At 71.8% G+C, this 15,663-nt stretch carries 14 protein-coding genes; 6 read left to right on the top strand and 8 right to left on the bottom strand.

What is annotated here, in order from left to right:
- Positions 1-41 precede the first annotated feature (41 nt).
- Positions 42-2,060 (bottom strand): tetratricopeptide repeat-containing sulfotransferase family protein, encoded by a 2,019-nt coding sequence (locus tag ABQJ56_RS08705; protein WP_367844616.1) that lies wholly within the window; start codon positions 2,058-2,060, stop codon positions 42-44.
- A gap of 277 nt (positions 2,061-2,337) precedes the next feature.
- On the opposite strand from ABQJ56_RS08705, the gene ABQJ56_RS08710 reads away from it, so the two are divergent.
- From ABQJ56_RS08710 to ABQJ56_RS08720, 3 genes are read left to right on the top strand one after another with little or no spacing between them, the layout of a single operon-like run.
- Entirely contained in the window at positions 2,338-3,408 is a 1,071-nt protein-coding gene (locus ABQJ56_RS08710; RefSeq protein ID WP_367844617.1) for an aromatic ring-hydroxylating oxygenase subunit alpha, read from the top strand.
- The gene (locus ABQJ56_RS08715; RefSeq protein ID WP_367844618.1) at positions 3,405-4,784 is read left to right on the top strand and encodes an APC family permease; all 1,380 of its coding nucleotides are present in this window, start codon (positions 3,405-3,407) and stop codon (positions 4,782-4,784) included. Before ABQJ56_RS08710 ends, ABQJ56_RS08715 begins: the two co-directional genes overlap by 4 nt.
- A complete protein-coding gene (locus ABQJ56_RS08720) occupies positions 4,781-6,862 on the top strand; it encodes an oxidoreductase (protein ID WP_367844619.1) in 2,082 nt (693 codons plus the stop codon). The genes ABQJ56_RS08715 and ABQJ56_RS08720 overlap by 4 nt, the downstream gene beginning before the upstream one ends.
- 32 nt (positions 6,863-6,894) lie before the next feature.
- On the opposite strand, the gene ABQJ56_RS08725 is transcribed toward ABQJ56_RS08720, so the two are convergent.
- Positions 6,895-7,863 carry a potassium channel beta subunit family protein gene (locus ABQJ56_RS08725; protein ID WP_367844620.1) on the bottom strand — a complete coding sequence of 323 codons (969 nt, stop codon included), beginning with the start codon at positions 7,861-7,863 and terminating at the stop codon, positions 6,895-6,897.
- Positions 7,864-8,190: 327 nt separating this feature from the next.
- On the opposite strand from ABQJ56_RS08725, the gene ABQJ56_RS08730 reads away from it, so the two are divergent.
- Positions 8,191-9,681, top strand: a complete 1,491-nt coding sequence (locus ABQJ56_RS08730; protein ID WP_367844621.1) for an alpha-L-fucosidase — start codon at positions 8,191-8,193, stop codon at positions 9,679-9,681.
- Between the two features lie 7 nt (positions 9,682-9,688).
- Here ABQJ56_RS08730 and ABQJ56_RS08735 read toward each other — a convergent pair whose 3' ends face one another.
- Entirely contained in the window at positions 9,689-10,594 is a 906-nt protein-coding gene (locus ABQJ56_RS08735) for a LysR family transcriptional regulator (RefSeq protein WP_367844622.1), read from the bottom strand.
- Positions 10,595-10,698: 104 nt separating this feature from the next.
- On the opposite strand from ABQJ56_RS08735, the gene ABQJ56_RS08740 reads away from it, so the two are divergent.
- Positions 10,699-11,643 carry an NAD(P)H-binding protein gene (locus ABQJ56_RS08740; protein ID WP_367844623.1) on the top strand — a complete coding sequence of 315 codons (945 nt, stop codon included), beginning with the start codon at positions 10,699-10,701 and terminating at the stop codon, positions 11,641-11,643.
- A 4-nt stretch (positions 11,644-11,647) separates the two neighbouring features.
- On the opposite strand, the gene ABQJ56_RS08745 is transcribed toward ABQJ56_RS08740, so the two are convergent.
- A complete protein-coding gene (locus ABQJ56_RS08745) occupies positions 11,648-12,157 on the bottom strand; it encodes a phosphatidylglycerophosphatase A family protein (protein WP_367844624.1) in 510 nt (169 codons plus the stop codon).
- Positions 12,154-13,122: a thiamine-phosphate kinase gene (gene thiL / locus ABQJ56_RS08750; protein WP_367844625.1), complete on the bottom strand. Its 969-nt coding sequence runs from the start codon at positions 13,120-13,122 to the stop codon at positions 12,154-12,156. Before thiL ends, ABQJ56_RS08745 begins: the two co-directional genes overlap by 4 nt.
- Positions 13,123-13,255: 133 nt before the next feature.
- Between thiL and ABQJ56_RS08755 the strand changes: the two genes are divergently transcribed.
- Positions 13,256-13,717, top strand: a complete 462-nt coding sequence (locus ABQJ56_RS08755) for a nuclear transport factor 2 family protein (protein WP_367844626.1) — start codon at positions 13,256-13,258, stop codon at positions 13,715-13,717.
- A 4-nt stretch (positions 13,718-13,721) separates the two neighbouring features.
- On the opposite strand, the gene ABQJ56_RS08760 is transcribed toward ABQJ56_RS08755, so the two are convergent.
- From ABQJ56_RS08760 to ribH, 3 genes are read right to left on the bottom strand one after another with little or no spacing between them, the layout of a single operon-like run.
- Positions 13,722-14,261, bottom strand: coding sequence for a GNAT family N-acetyltransferase (locus ABQJ56_RS08760; protein ID WP_367844627.1), 540 nt, complete (start codon positions 14,259-14,261; stop codon positions 13,722-13,724).
- Complete coding sequence (gene nusB / locus ABQJ56_RS08765; protein WP_367844628.1) at positions 14,261-14,707, bottom strand: transcription antitermination factor NusB; 447 nt, start codon at positions 14,705-14,707, stop codon at positions 14,261-14,263. The genes ABQJ56_RS08760 and nusB overlap by 1 nt, the downstream gene beginning before the upstream one ends.
- Positions 14,707-15,168: a 6,7-dimethyl-8-ribityllumazine synthase gene (gene ribH / locus ABQJ56_RS08770; protein ID WP_437343405.1), complete on the bottom strand. Its 462-nt coding sequence runs from the start codon at positions 15,166-15,168 to the stop codon at positions 14,707-14,709. The genes nusB and ribH overlap by 1 nt, the downstream gene beginning before the upstream one ends.
- Between the last annotated feature and the right edge of the window lie 495 nt (positions 15,169-15,663).

Consider the following 15,663-nt stretch of genomic DNA (forward strand, 5'->3'; position numbering starts at 1 on the left):
CTCCCCAGGCAAGTCCACGACCATCGATCGATGTCGAACCGCTACTCCCCTCCCGGCGCGGCTGGATAGCTCTCCAGCACCGGCCCCAGCGCCGATGCCAGTGGGCCCAGCCACGCCGCGTAATGCCGCCAGTGCTCCAGCCCCTCGCGGTAGATCGGCTGGCGCACCTGCTCCGAACTGGCCGTGCGCACCGGCCGCGTGTTCTCGAAGAAGCGCAGGCAGGCCGCCTCGAACGGCAGGCCGCAGTAGTCGAGCAGGCGGCGCACCTCGCCCTCGGTGTCGTCGACCATGCGCTCGTACACCACGCGATGCACGCGCCCGGGCAGCACGGCGTCGAAATGCGCCATCAGCGCCACGTAGTCGCGGTAGTAGCGGCCGATGTCCTCCAGCCCGTAGCTGAAGCCCTGCCCGCGCGCGAAATGCTGCTTGAACACCGAGAAGCCGCAGGCCATCGGATGCCGGCGCGCGTCGATGATCTTCGCGTTCGGCAGCATCAGGTGGATCAGGCCGACATGCATGAAGTTGTTCGGCATCTTGTCGATGAACAGCGGCGCCGAAGTCTTGCGCTGGATGCGGGTGTGCGCGAGGTAGCGCCCACCCAGCGCGCGCAGCGCAGCGGCATCGAGCGCCGCCAGCGCGTCGTGGTAGGGCATCGCGCCGTCGGCGTCGCCCTGCCCGCGCAGCAGGCGCGCGATCGAGGTGACCTCGGGCAGCTCCATCGTGCCCTCGACCCGGCTGTGGCTGGAGAGGATCTGCTCGACCAGGGTGGAGCCGGCGCGCGGCAGGCCGACCACGAAGATCGGGTCCGGCGCCGGGTCGCCGGCGCCGGCGCGCGCCGCGAAGAACTCGCGGGTGTAGTGCGTGCGGATGTGGTGCACGCGCGCGCTGGTGTCGTCGGCGCGATAGCGCAACTGCGCGTGGCGGATCGCGTTGCCGCGCGCGTAGTGGCGGAACGAGGGTTCGTATTCGCCGGCATCCTCCAGCGCCTTGCCGACGGCGAACTCCAGGTGCAGGCGGTCGTCCTCGCCCAGGTCGGCGCGCGCCAGCTGTGCGCGCATCGCGGCCAGTTCGCCGGCGTCGAAGCGGAAGGTCTTCAAGTTCGCCAGGCTCCACCAGACTTCGCCGAAGGAAGGCTCAAGCTGCAGGCTGCGCCGGTACGCGGCGATCGCGCGCTCGGCGTGCCCGGCGGTCTTCAGCGCGTGGCCCTGGCTCACCCACAGTTTCGGGTTGTCCGGATGCCGCTCCAGCAGCGCGGCGTAGATGCCGATGGCCTGTTCGTAATCGCCCGTGCGGCACAGCACCGCCGCCTTGAGGTTGCGGCTGCCGGCATCCTCCGGATCGGCCGCGAGCAGGCGCGCGATCTCGGCCAGCGCCGCCTCCGGCCGGTTGGCACGATGCAGGACCAGCGCGTAATTGCGGCGTGCCTCGTGGAAGCCCGGGGCCAGTTCCAGGCAGCGTTCGAGCAGGTGCAGCGCGTCCTCGTTGCGGCCCAGCCGGGCGGCGACCTCGGCGAGCATGCGGATCGCCGCCACGTCGGTGGGCGCCCGCTTCAGCTGCTCGCGCAGGCGCGCCTCGGCCTCGGGAATGCGGTCCTCGGCCAGCGCGACGGCGGCCGCCATCAGTCGCGGATCGCGGGTGGAATGGCGCACATGGCTAACGTAGGCCGCGTCGGCCGCCTCGTGTTCACCGGCTGCCGCCAGGCAGTCGCCGAGCACGCGCCAGGCCTGCGGCAGCCCGGGCTGCAGCGCCACCGCGCGGCGCAGCGCGGCGATGGCCTCCGGTCCGCGGCCGCTGCCAGCCAGGGCCAGCCCCAGGTCGAAATGCACCGCCGCGGCGTTCGGCTGCGTCCGCGCCAGCGGCACGAGGATGGCCAGGGCACCGGACGGGTCGTCCTGCAGCGTGCGCGTCGCCGCCAGCAACTGCAGGGCCCGCGGCTGGCCGGGGGCCACCTGCAGGATCTCGGCCAGCTGTTCGGCGGCCAGCGCCGGATCGCGCTCCAGCAAGCGCGCGGCATGGGCCAGCGCCTGCTCCAGCGTGCCGCTGGCGACCGTCTCCGTCATGCGGCGGCTTGCCGCGACCGTGCGGCCAACGCGTGCGGGACGATTTCCGCACGGCACGACAGGAACACGGCGCGTGACATGGGCGACGGCAGCTCCTTGCGGGATTCGCGGCAATCTAGCATCCGGATCCGGTCGGCAGGTAGTGGCGCGGCCGGGGCCCTGCGATCGTGGACACACGCGCCGGGATCGGACATACACTGCCGGGAACGCGCGGAGCACGGATGCCCCCGAGGACGACGGCCCGTCGCGCCCATGCCATCCGGGGACCGAATCCGTCATGACTGCCGACACCAGGGCCGAGGAACTCGATCGCGCGCACGCCCTGCCGGCGCGCTACTACGCCGGCGACGCGATGCTGGCGATGGAGCAGCGCGCGGTGTTCGCGCGCAGCTGGCAGCTGGTGGCCCAGCAGGGGCAGCTGGCCGAGCCGGGCGACCACGTGGTCGAGCAGGTCGCCGGGGTGCCGGTGCTGCTGGTGCGCGGGCAGGACGGCGTGCTGCGCGCCTTCCCCAACGTCTGCCGCCACCGCGCGGGGCCGCTGGCGCTGTGCGACGGCAAGGGCATCCGCGCCCTGCACTGCAGGTACCACGGCTGGACCTACACGCTGGAAGGCCAGCTGCGCAGCGCGCCGGAAATGCAGGACGCCCGCGACTTCCGCGTCGAGGACATCCGCCTGCCGCCGCTGCGCGTGCACGAGTGGCAGGGCCTGGTGTTCGTGGCGATCGATCCCGCAGTGCCGGCGTTCGACGAGGTCTACGGCGGCATCGCCGAGCGCATCGCGCCGATCGACCTGGCGGCGATGCGCTACCTGCGCCGCGACGTCTACGACATAGCCTGCAACTGGAAGGTCTACGTCGACAACTTCCTCGAGGGCTACCACCTGCCGCATGTGCACCCGGGCCTGTCGCGCGTGCTCGACTACCGCGCCTACGACACCGAGCTGTTCGCGTGGCATTCGCTGCAGTCCTCGCCGCTGCGCGACAGCAGCGGGATCTACGGCGACGGCCAGGCGTACTACTACTTCGTCTACCCCAACGTGATGCTCAACATCATGCCCGGGCGCCTGCAGACCAACCGCATCCTGCCGCTGGGGCCGGGCCGCTGCCGCGTGGTGTTCGACTACTACTACGCGCAGGACGCGGGCGCGCAGGCGCGCATCGCCGCCGACCAGGGCTTCAGCGACGAGGTGCAGCGCGAGGACATCGCGATCTGCGAAGCGGTGCAGAAAGGGCTGGCCTCCGGCCATTACCTGCCCGGCCGCCTGAACCCGAAGCGCGAGAGCGGCGTCTGGCATTTCCAGAACCTGCTGCGCGCGGCCTACGCCGGCCCCGCCGGGGAGTCCGCGTGAGCCTGCCTCCGGCGGGCGGCCCCTCCGCCAGAGCGGAGCCCACGGCTGCCGGCACGCACGACGGCAGCCGCATCGGCTTCTGGACCTGCACCGCGCTGGTGGTGGGCAACGTCATCGGCATGGGCATCTTCGTGCTGCCGGCGTCGCTGGCGCCGTTCGGCTTCAACGCGCTGATCGGCTGGGTCATCGTGCTGGCCGGCTGCCTGGCGCTAGCGCGGGTGTTCTCGCACCTCGCCCATGCGCTGCCCGGCGCGGGCGGGCCGTACGGCTACATCCGCCACACGCTGGGCGAACTGCCGGCGTACATGGCGTTATGGGCGTACTGGGTGTCGATGTGGCTCACCAACGCCGCGCTCGCCACCGGCGTGGTCGGCTACATGGCGGTGGTGTTCCCGCCGCTGGGCGCGCTGCCGCCGGCGCTGTTCGCGCTGGGCCTGCTGTGGGCGATCGTGGCGATCAACCTGTTCGGCGTGCGCACCGGCGGCGGCGTGCAGATCGTCACCACCGCGCTGAAGCTGCTGCCCATGCTGGTGATCGCCCTGCTCGGCGGCTGGCTGCTGCTGACCGCGCCGGCGAGCTACGCCGCGCACCCGCCGACCACGCCGATCACCCTGGGCGGCGTGACGGCGGCCTCGACCATCGCCCTGTTCGCGATGCTGGGCATCGAATCGGCCAGCGTGCCGGCAGCGCGGGTGGACGACCCGGGGCGCACGATCCCGCGTTCGACCATGAGCGGCACCGTGCTCACCGCGATCATCTACATCATCGTTTCCACCGTGCCGTTGCTGCTGATCCGGCAGCAGGAGCTGGCCGAGGCCAGCGCACCGTTCGCGCTGCTGATGGACCGCTTCGCGCTGGCCGGTTCGGGGCGCTGGCTGGCGTTGTTCGTGGTGATCAGCGGGCTGGGCGCGCTCAACGGCTGGACCCTTCTCGCCGGCGAGCTGACCCGCACCATGGCCGTCAACGGCGTGCTGCCGGCAGTGCTCGCGCGCAACAACCGCCACGGCGCGCCGGCGGTGGCGCTGCTGGTGATCGGCGCGCTCGCCTCGGCGATGGTGTGGATGAGCTACAGCAAATCGCTGGTGGCGGCGTTCACCTTCCTCACCCGCGTGGTGACCGCCGCCAACCTGCCGCTCTATCTGTGCTGCGCGCTCGCGCTGATCGTGTTGTGGTGGCGGCGCAGCGCGACGTGCGCCACGCGACGGGTGCTGCTGATCGCCGTCACCTGCGTGGCATTCGTGGTATTCGCTTTTGTCGGGATCGGCCACGAGCCGTTCCTGTATGCGCTGGGGCTGATCGCGGCAGGCCTGCCGCTGTATGCGCTGATGCGCCTGCGCCGCCGCGCCGCCCCGCCCGTCGAGGTGCTGCCGCCATGAGGGATCCGCGCTACGACCTCCTGTTCGCCCCGCTCAAGATCGGCCCGGTCACCGCGAAGAACCGCTTCTTCCAGGTGCCGCACTGCAACGGCATGGGCCACGCGATGCCGCTGGCGCACGCGGCGATGCGCGAGGTGAAGGCCGAAGGCGGCTGGGCGGTGGTCTCCACCGAGGAATGCGAGATCCACCCCAGCGGCGATCTCACGCCCTACGTCGAGGCGCGGCTGTGGGACGACCGCGACATCCCCGCGCTGGCGCTGATGTGCGACAAGGTGCACGCGCACGGCGCGCTGGCCGCGCTGGAACTGACCCACAACGGCCCCACCGCGTCGAACCTGTATTCGCGCGAGGTGCTGATCGCGCCTTCGCCGCAGCCCGCCAAGTACGGCTACCCGCACCAGGCGCGCGCGATGACGCTGCACGACATCCGCGAATACCGCCGCTGGCACCGCGAGGCGGCGATCCGCGGCAAGCGCGCGGGCATGGACATCATCTACGCCTACGCCGCGCACGACCTGTCGCTGGCGATGCACTTCCTGCAGCGCCGGCGCAACCAGCGCAGCGACGCATACGGCGGCGCGCTGGAGAACCGCGTGCGCCTGCTGCGCGAGGTGCTGGAAGACACCAAGGAAGCGGTGGGCGGCACCTGCGCGGTGGCGCTGCGCTTCGCCGTCGACGAGCTGCTCGGCCCCGGCGGCGTGGAACTGGCCGAGGCGCAGGACATCGTGGGCATGCTGGCCGAGCTGCCCGACCTGTGGGACGTGAACCTGGCCGCCTGGTACAACGACTCGGTGCCCTCGCGCTTCGCCGCCGAAGGCGCGCAGGAGCCCTTCATCGCCTTCGTCAAGAAGACCACCACGAAACCGGTGGTGGGCGTGGGCCGCTTCACCTCGCCCGACACCATGGTGTCGCAGCTCAAGCGCGGCGTGCTCGACCTGATCGGCTGCGCGCGCCCGTCGATCGCCGACCCGTTCCTGCCGCGCAAGATCGAGGAAGGCCGCGTCGACGACATCCGCGAGTGCATCGGCTGCAACGTCTGCGTCTCCGGCGACATGACGATCTCGCCGATCCGCTGCACGCAGAACCCGACGATGGGCGAGGAGTGGCGCAAGGGCTGGCACCCGGAGCGCATCGCGCCGGCGCGCACGCCGGCCCGCGTGCTGGTGGTCGGCGCCGGCCCGGCCGGGCTGGAGGCCGCGCGCGCACTGGGCCAGCGTGGCTGCGAGGTGAGCCTGGCCGAGGCGCGCAGGGAGCTGGGCGGCCGCGTCACGCGCGAGGCGCGCCTGCCCGGCCTGGCCGAATGGGCGCGCGTGCGCGACTGGCGCGTGGGCCAGATCAACAAGCTGGCGAACGTGGCGGTCTACCTCGACTCCGCACTCACCGCGCAGGACGTGCTCGACTTCGGCGCGGAGCACGTGGTGCTGGCCACCGGCTGCCACTGGCGCCGCGACGGCTGCGGCCGCAGCCACGGCTTCGCCATTCCCGGCTTCGACGACGGTGCGCGCGTGTTCACCCTCGACGACCTGATGGACGGCCGCCTGCCGCAAGGCCGCGTGGCGGTGTACGACGACGACGGCTATTACCACGCCAGCGTCGCCGCCGAACTGCTGCGCCGGCGCGGCTGCGAGGTGGTCCACCTCACGCCCGAGGACAGCCTCGCGCCGTGGACGCTGAACACGCTGGACTACCGGCATGTGCGCAAGCGGATGGCCGAACTCGGCATCGAGGCGCTGGTATCGCACGACGTCGTCGGCTACGCCGGTGGCGTGCTCACCGTCGAGGACGTGTGGACCCACCGGCGGCGCGAGCTGCCCTGCGACGCCGTGGTCACCGTCACCGCCCGCCTGCCCGACGACACGCTGTACCGGGAGCTGCAAGGGCGCGAGGCGGAATGGTCCGGCGCCGGCATTCGCAGCGTGCGCTGCATCGGCGACGCCGAGGCGCCGGGCCTGATCGCGCATGCGGTCTACGCCGGCCACCGCTATGCCCGCGAGCTGCAGGAGCCGGGCACCGGCGAGGTCGCGTTCCAGCGGCATTTCCATACCGCCCACGCCGACGACCTGCGCCGCCCGCGCTGACGCAGCCAGGCCGATGCACTACCCGAGCGGACTTATGCCACCGCCTGCGCGACACGCCGGCGCGTCGCCTCGTCCAGCTTCGGCAGCACCTCCAGCGCGCCGAGGTTGTGTTCCAGCTGCTCCAGCCGGCTCGCGCCCAGCATCACCGTGGAGACGTGCGGATTGGCCGCGCACCACGCGATGGCGAGTTGCGCGGTGCTGCAGCCGAGCTCGTCGGCGAGCGGGCGCAGGCGGCGCACCTTCGCCACGCGCTCGCCGCCGTCACCCAGCACCCTGTCCTGCAACCACGCATAGTCGGGCTGCGCCAGCCGCGAGTCGGCCGGCACGCCATCGTCGTACTTGCCGCTGAGCAGGCCCGAGGCCAGCGGCGACCAGATCGTGGTGCCCATGCCGTAGTCGCGGTACAGCGGCGCGTATTCCACCTCGACGCGCTCGCGATGCAGCAGGTTGTATTCCGGCTGCTCCATCGATGGTGCCGCGAGGTGGTTCTCCTTCGCCACGCGATGCGCCTCGACGATCGCCGGCGCCGGCCACTCGCTGGTGCCCCAGTACAGCACCTTGCCCTGGCGCACCAGCAGGTCCATCGCCGCCACGGTTTCCTCGACCGGCGTGTCGGGGTCGGGGCGATGGCAGAAATAGAGGTCGAGGTAATCCACGCGCAGGCGCTGCAGCGCCTGGTGGCAGGCCTCGATCACGTGCTTGCGCGACAGCCCGCGCTGGGTCGGCTTCGGGTGCTCCCGCGCCCCGAAGAACACCTTGCTGGACACGCACCAGCTGTCGCGCGGGAAACGCAGGTCGGCCAGCACGTCGCCCATCAGCGATTCGGCCACGCCGTTGCCGTAGGTCTCGGCGTTGTCGAAGAAGTTCACGCCGCGATCCCAGGCCAGCGCCAGCATGTCGCGCGCCAGCGAACGACCCACGCTCTTGCCGAACGTGGCCCAGGCGCCGAAGGAAAGGACGGAAAGCGGCAGGCCGGCACGGCCGAGGCGGCGGTATTGCATGGGGAACTCCTTCGGCAGGCAGGGGCAATCGGCGCGTGCCGATCCTTTGCATGCTGCGTCGACGCGTCAGGTCGATGCAAGCCTTGCGTATCCCCAGGGTGCTGCTCGTGGGTGTCGCCATCTGGCAGGCAAGGCATGACCTGATGCGGCGAAGCCCGGCCAGCTTTCTCCCTTCTCCCTCCGGGGGAAGGTGCCCCAGAGGGGCGGATGAGGGTTCGGTGGTAGCGAGAGGCTCACGCGACTCGGAAGATGTCATGCCGTCAGCTTCATATTTGAATATAGTGTTCATACCTGATGCCACAGCATCCGCCAGTAGAGGCCCGCTCCATGGATCGTCGCCGTTTCCTGCTCGCCGGCTCGGCCGTCGCCTCGATGGGTGCGCTCGGCGCGACTCGCATCGCCCGTGCCGATGCCGCTGCCGCACCCATCGCCGGCGCGCCGCGCCCGCGCCCCACCCCGCAGCAGCTGCGCTGGCAACGCGACGAGCTGGCGATGTTCGTGCACCTCACGGTGAACACCTTCACCGGCAAGGAATGGGGCGACGGCACCGAGTCGCCGGCGATCTTCGACCCGCGCAAGCTGGACGCGCGGCAGTGGGCGCGCACGGCGAAGCAGGCCGGCTTCCGCAGCATGATCCTCACCGCCAAGCACCACGACGGCTTCTGCCTGTGGCCCACCGCCACCACCAGGCATTCGGTGGCATCCAGCCCGTGGAAGAACGGCCACGGCGACGTGGTGCGCGAGTTCACCGACGCCTGCCGCGCCGAAGGCCTGGGCGCCGGCCTGTACCTGTCGCCGTGGGACCGCAACGCGAAGGTCTACGGCAGCGGCGAGGCCTACAACGACTACTACATCGCGCAGCTCACCGAGCTGCTCGGCAACTACGGCAAGATCGTGGAGGTGTGGTTCGACGGCGCCAACGGCGAAGGACCGGACGGCCGCAGGCAGGCCTACGACTGGCCGCGCATCCACGCCACGGTGCGCAGGCTGCAACCCGATGCGGTGATGTTCTCCGACGCCGGCCCCGACGTGCGCTGGATCGGCGACGAGAAGGGCGTGGCCGGCGAAACCTGCTGGTCCAGCATCGACCCGGCCAGCGTGCCGTACCCGGGCTACGACCGGCCGTGGGTGGGCGACCTGCTCGGCCACGGCGACCCGCACGGCAGCGCCTGGCGCCCCGGCGAATCGGACGTGTCGATCCGCCCCGGCTGGTTCTGGCACCCCGAGCAGAACGACCAGGTGCGCACTCCGGACGGCCTGATGGATCTTTATTTCAGCTCGGTGGGCCGCAACAGCAAGCTGCTGCTCAACGTGCCGCCCAACCGCGACGGCCTGTTCGACGCCCCGGACATCGCCTCGCTGCAAGGCTTCGCCGCCCGGCGCACCGCACTGTTCGCCAACGACCTGCTGCAGGGCGCCCGCGTGCACGCCAGCAGCAGCGACCTCGCGCACCCGGCCGCCAGCGTGCTCGATGCCGACCCCGACGCGTACTGGAGCGCCGCACGCAGCGTGCGCCATGCGTGGCTGGAAATCGAAGTGCCGCACGAGATCGAATTCGACACGCTGGAACTCGGCGAAGCCATCGCCTTCGGCCAGAACATCGCCAACCATCGCGTCGAGACATGGAACGGCCGTGCGTGGCAGCCGCTCGCCTGGGGCACCACCATCGGCCACAAGAAGCTCACCCGCTTCGACCCGGTGCGCACAAGCCGGCTGCGCGTGCTGCTGGAATTCGCCTACGACACGCCGCGGCTGGCGCGCGTGGCGGCGTATCGCGGGCCGGATCGCCGCTACGGGCCGGGGCACGACGAGAAGTAAGCCGGTCTCAGGCGCCTTCCGCCGCGTAGGCCGCCAGCGCCTCGAACAGATGGTCGTAGACCAGCCGCACGCGGCGGTTCGCGCGCTGGTCCTCGTGCATCACCAGCCAGGTGTCCAGGTCCAGCGCGAACGCGGGCACCACGCGCAGCAGCGATCGTTCGCGCCGGGCCAGCGCATGCTGGCATGCACCGATGCCATAGCCGGCACGCAGCGCGGCCAGCTGGGCCAGCGCGCTGTCGGTGCGCAACGCGAAGCGGCCGCGCGCGAACACCTCCGCGCCCGGCACGCGGCCGCGCATCGCGCGCAGGGCGGGCGTCTCGCGGTCGAAGCCGATCAGCGCGTGGCCGTGCAGATCGGCCAGCGCGCGCGGCGTGCCGTGCGCCTTCAGGTAGCGCCGGTGCGCGTACAGCCCGATCCCGATGGCGCCCACGCGCCGCGCCACCAGCGCGCCCTGGCTCGGCCGCAGCATGCGCACGGCGATGTCGGCGTCCTTGCGCAGCAGGTCCTCGGCGGCATCGGACAGCGACAGCTCGACCACGATGCCCGGCTGCCGCCGGCGCAGGTCGGCCAGCATCGCCGGCAGCACCTCGCCGCCGATCACCTCGCTGCAGGTGATGCGCACCACGCCGCGCACCTCCTGCCGACTGCCCGAGGCCGCGCGCCGCAAGGCGGCGGAGGCCGCGGCCATGCCGCGCGCGTGTTCGGCCAGCTCGGCGCCCACCTCGGTCAGCGCCAGCCCCTGCGGCGAACGGGTGAACAAGGCCACGCCCAGCGTCGCCTCCAGCTGCCGCACATGCCGGCCCAGGCTGGGCTGGGTCATGCCCAGCCTGCGCGCCGCCGCGGACAGGCTGCCTTCGCCCGCCACCGCGAGGAAGGAGCGGTAGAGATCCCAGCCCGGCTCGTCGCTGTCCATGCATTTATTTATAGCAGATGTTCGGTGTTGGGCAATTTCCAAACAGCCCGTCCTGCGCCAGGCTGGCGCCACCCATCGATTCCGACCCATCCTGGAGTACGGCCATGAACACCTCGAAGACAGCCCTGATCCTCGGCGCCACCGGCGGCGCGGGCGGCGAGATCGCCGCGGCCCTGTTGCGCCGCGGCTGGACGGTGCGCGCGCTGGTCCGCAACGCCGCCCGGCCCGGCCTCGATCCGCGCATCGACTGGCGCGAGGGCGACGCGATGCAGGCCGCCGACGTCATGCAGGCCGCGGCCGGCGCGGATGTGCTGGTCCACGCGGTGAACCCGCCGGGCTACCGCGACTGGGACAAGCTGGTGCTGCCGATGCTGGACCACAGCCTCGCCGCGGCCCGCGCCAACGGCGCACGCCTGGTGCTGCCGGGCACGGTCTACAACTACGGTCCCGATGCCTTTCCGCTGCTCGCCGAGGACGATCCGCAGCGGCCGCTGACCCGCAAGGGCGCGATCCGCGTGGCGATGGAACAACGGCTGGCCGAGGCCGGCGACGTGCGCAGCCTGATCCTGCGCTGCGGCGACTTCTTTGGCCCGCGCGCCGGCAACAACTGGTTCGCGGCGATCGCCAGGCCGGGCCGCCGCCTGCGCTCCCTGCTCTATCCCGGCCGGCGCGAGCTGCCCCACGCCTGGGCCTACCTGCCCGACGTGGGCGAAACCGTGGCGCGGCTGCTGCAGCGCGAGGGCGAACTGGAACGCCACGCCCGCTTCCACTTCGCCGGCCACTTCGTGGATGGCGACGCCCTGCTCGCCGCCGCGCGCCGCGCCAGCGGCAACGCCACGCTGCCGCTGCGCGCCTTCCCGTGGTGGCTGGCCCACCTGGCCGCGCCGTTCGTGGTGCTGCTGCGCGAACTGCGCGAGATGCGCTACCTGTGGCGCGAGCCGCTGCAACTGGACAACCGCCGCCTGGTCGCATGGCTGGGCACGGAACCGCACACGCCGCTGGACCAGGCGGTCGAGGCCACCTTGCGCGGCGCCGGCTGCCTGGAGTGAGTGCTCAGCGCAGGAAGTGCAGCGCGACCGCCAGCACGACCGCCGCGAACACGCCGGCGGCCACGTCATCCACCATCACGCCCAGGCCACCGTGCAGGCGGCGGTCGAACACGCGGATCGGCCACGGTTTCCATACGTCGAACAGGCGGAACAGCGCGAAGCCGGCAAGCACCGCCCACCACGGCGCCAGCAGTGCGGGCAGCAGCGCGATCCACTGGCCGACGAATTCGTCCCACACCAGTGCGCGGTGGTCGTCCACGCCCAGCGCGCGGCCCGCCATCCCGCAGGCCCATACGCCCAGCGCGAAGCCCAGCACGATGGCCAGCAGGTTCAGCGGCAGCGACAGCCCACGCAGCAGCAGCCACGGCAGGATCGCCGCCAGCGAGCCGAACGTGCCCTGCGCCACCGGCGCGAGGCCGGAGCCGAGGCCGCAGGCGATCCAGCCCGCCGGCGTGGCGAGCAGCGCGCGGCGTTGCGCGGCGGTGAGCGTCTTGCGTTCGGCGCGGGCGTTCATGCGGCGAAATGATCCCAGCCCAGCTGCGCCGGTTCCAGCCAGCCGCCATCCGCATCGCGCACGCGCACGCCCTCGCCCGCCACGATGCGGCCGATGCGCGTGGCGCCGCAGCCCAGCCGCGCCAGGTCGGCCTGCACCTCGGCCACGCGCGCGACGGGCACGGTGAAGCACAATTCGTAGTCGTCGCCGCCGGCCAGCGCGAAATCGCGCGCGGCCACGTCGTCGAACAGGCCCAGCAATGCGGACGAGCGCGGCAGCAGGGCCGCGTCGATCTCCGCGCCCACGCCGCTGGCCGCGCAGAGATGGCCAAGGTCGGCGAGCAGGCCGTCGGACACGTCGAGGCAGGCGCTGGCGCGGCCGCGCAGCGCCAGCCCCGCCGCCAGCCGCGGGACCGGGCGGTTCAGGCGGTCGACCAGCGCGTCGCGCATGGATGCCCCGGCGTCCGCCGGCATCGGTGCCTGCAGGCAGCGCAATCCCGCCGCCGCATCGCCCAGCGTGCCGGTGACCAGCACCGCGTCGCCCACGCGCGCACCGGCGCGGGTCAGGGCCTGCCCCGGCGGCACGAAACCGTGCACGGCCACGCTGAGCGTCAACGGCCCGCGCGTGGTGTCGCCGCCCACCAGGGCCAGCCGGTGCGGCCGCGCCAGTTGCGCGAAGCCGTCGGCGAGGCCGTCGATGAAGTCCGCATCGGCCTGCGGCAGGGTCAGCGCCAGCAGCGCCCACGCCGGCGTGGCGCCCATCGCGGCGAGGTCGGACAGGTTCACCGCCAGCGCCTTCCAGCCGAGGTCGGCCGGCGCGGTGCCCGCGGGGAAATGCACTCCCTCGACCAGGGTGTCGATCGCCACCGCCAGCTCCTGTCCCGCGGGCACGGCCAGCAGCGCGGCGTCGTCGCCGATGCCGAGGTGCACGTCGTCGCGCTGCTGCGCGGTGCGCTCGCGTAGCCGGTCAATCAGGCGGAATTCCATGGCGGTCCTGCGGGGAAGCGGTTCCAGAGCAGAGCATCCGCGCGGGCGCGGCGCAAGCCCGTGACCTGCGGCGCATGCGCGGGCGCTGCATGCGTGCGAGGCTGGCGCCACTTCCCTGCCGGAGCTTGCCGCCATGCGCCGTGTCCGTTTCCACCCCGCCGTCCTGTCGCTCGCCCTGCTCGCCGCCGCGCCGGCGCTGGCTGCGCCGATGCCATCCGCAGCCAACGACGCGGCCGTGCTGGCACCGGTCCGGGCCTTCTTCGCGGCGATGTCGCGCTACGACCAGGCCGGCATGCGCGCGCAGGTGCTGCCCGCGGGCATGGCCACGCTGATGCGCCACGGCAAGCCGGATCAACTCGCGCTGGGCGACTTCGTCGACCACGTGAAGCCGGGCAAGGCGCGCATCGAGGAACGCATCCGCGATCCGCAGGTGTGCGTGGACGACGACATCGCCGTGGTATGGGCGCCCTACGTCTTCCTGCTCGACGGCAAGCCGCACCATTGCGGCACCGACGTGTTCAACCTGGCGCGGGTGGACGGCCGCTGGCTGATCAGCGGCATCGCCGACAACAGCCGCGACTGCCCGGCCAGGTAAACCCTCAGCGCGCGAACACCAGGGCGGGTTCGCCGTGGTAGGTGGTGCGCTGCCATTCGCGGAAGCCGGCCTTCGCGGCCACGCGGAGGGAGGCGGCGTTGTCCGCGTCGATCAGGCACACGGCGCGCAGGCCCGGCAGGTGCGCGTCGGCCCAGGCGGTGGCCGCGGCGATCGCCTCGCTCGCATAGCCGCGGCCATGCACCTCGGGCGACAGCACCCAGCCGAACTCCAGCATGCCCGCCAACGAGGGCTCGATCTCGCGGCGGAAGTCGCCGAAGCCGATGTCGCCGACATAGCGGCCGCCGGCCTTTTCCTCGACCGCCCAGTAACCGTAGCCCAGCATGCCCCACAGCCCGCGCGAGGCCAGCATGCGGCGCCAGGTTTCCTCGGCGGTGAACGGGCGGCCGCCGATGTAGCGCACCACGTCCGGGTCGGCCCACAGCGCGGTGCAGGCGGCATGGTCTTCGGGGCGATGCGCGCGCAGGCGCAGCCGCGCGGTTTCCAGCACCGGCACCCGATCCTCCGTCCGGGCGCCGGTGTCCATCAGCCGCGCTTCTCGACCGCGCGCAGTTCGGCGGCCAGCTTGTCCAGCACGCCGTTGACGTAGCTGTGGCCGTGGTCGGCGCCGAAGCGCTTGGTGACTTCGATCGCCTCGTTGATCACCACGCGGTAGGGCACGTCGGGGCGATGCTTCAACTCGTAGGCGGCGAGGCGCAGCGCGGCGCGCTCGATGGGATCGACCTCGGCGACTTCGCGGTCGAGGTACGGACGCAGCGAAGCGTCGATCTCGGCGACGTGCTGCTCCACGCCGTGCAGCAGATCCTCGAAGTATTCGAGGTCGGCCACTTCCATGTCCTGCTCGTGGCGGAACTGCTCGATCACCGCGTTCATGTGGCTGCCCGACAGCTGCCACGCGTACAACGCCTGCAGCGCGCGGCGGCGGGCGCGCGAGCGCGCGGCGAGATCGATGCCTTCAGGACGAGGATGCATCACAGCTGGCCGTACAGGTTGACCATCTCCAGCGCGGCCATCGCGGCGTCGGCGCCCTTGTTGCCGGCCTTGGTGCCCGAACGCTCGATCGCCTGCTCGATGCTGTCGGTGGTCAGCACGCCGAACGCCACCGGCACGCCGGTGTCCAGCGCGGCCCTGGCCAGGCCCTTGGCGCATTCGCCGGCCACGTAGTCGAAGTGCGGCGTGGCACCGCGGATCACCGCGCCCAGCGCGATCACCGCCGCGTACTTGCCGGAAGCGGCGACCTTGTGCGCGGCCAGCGCGATCTCCCACGCCCCCGGCACGCGCACCAGCTCGATGTCCGCGTCCTTGACGCCGTGGCGCAACAGCGCGTCGCGCGCCCCGGCCACCAGCGGCTCCACGACGAAACCGTTGAAACGGCCCGCGACGATGGCAAAGCGGCCCTTGGGCGTGGCGAAATCGCCTTCGATGGTTTTCATGCTCAATGCGTTCCTGGACGGGCACGGGCGCCCGTGCGAAGCGGGCATTTTACAGGCTCGCCGCCACGGCCGCTTGTGCCGGCAGGGAGCCGCCCGGCCAACGGAACGCGCCGACGAAAACCGCGAAAACCCCGAGTCCCCTGCCAGCCATGGGTGACCCGGCACACCCCGCCGCAGCATGGCAAGGCCACGGAGGCACCGCGCATGCACCAACCCTTGCCGGCACCGGCCCCCGGTGAGAGGATCGCCGCAGGGTCGCCGCCTCCGGGAAAGGCTGCAGGATTAGACGGCGGAATCAGGCGGCACGATCGGGGGAAGTCGTTGATTCGTGGGGAAGGCCTCCCATGGCCAAGCCCCGGATGGCGCGGTTAGGGATGCTCTGATCTATTCCCCGACTGAGGCATCATAGCGATGAGCCCCCGGAAGCACATCCTCGATGAAGCAGCGTTCGTTCGCCTCGTTAAGTTTTGACGCCAAGAAGAAGCCCACCCGCCG

This window comes from Rhodanobacter geophilus, assembly GCF_040812275.1.
GTDB classification, from domain to species: Bacteria; Pseudomonadota; Gammaproteobacteria; order Xanthomonadales; family Rhodanobacteraceae; genus Rhodanobacter_A; species Rhodanobacter_A geophilus.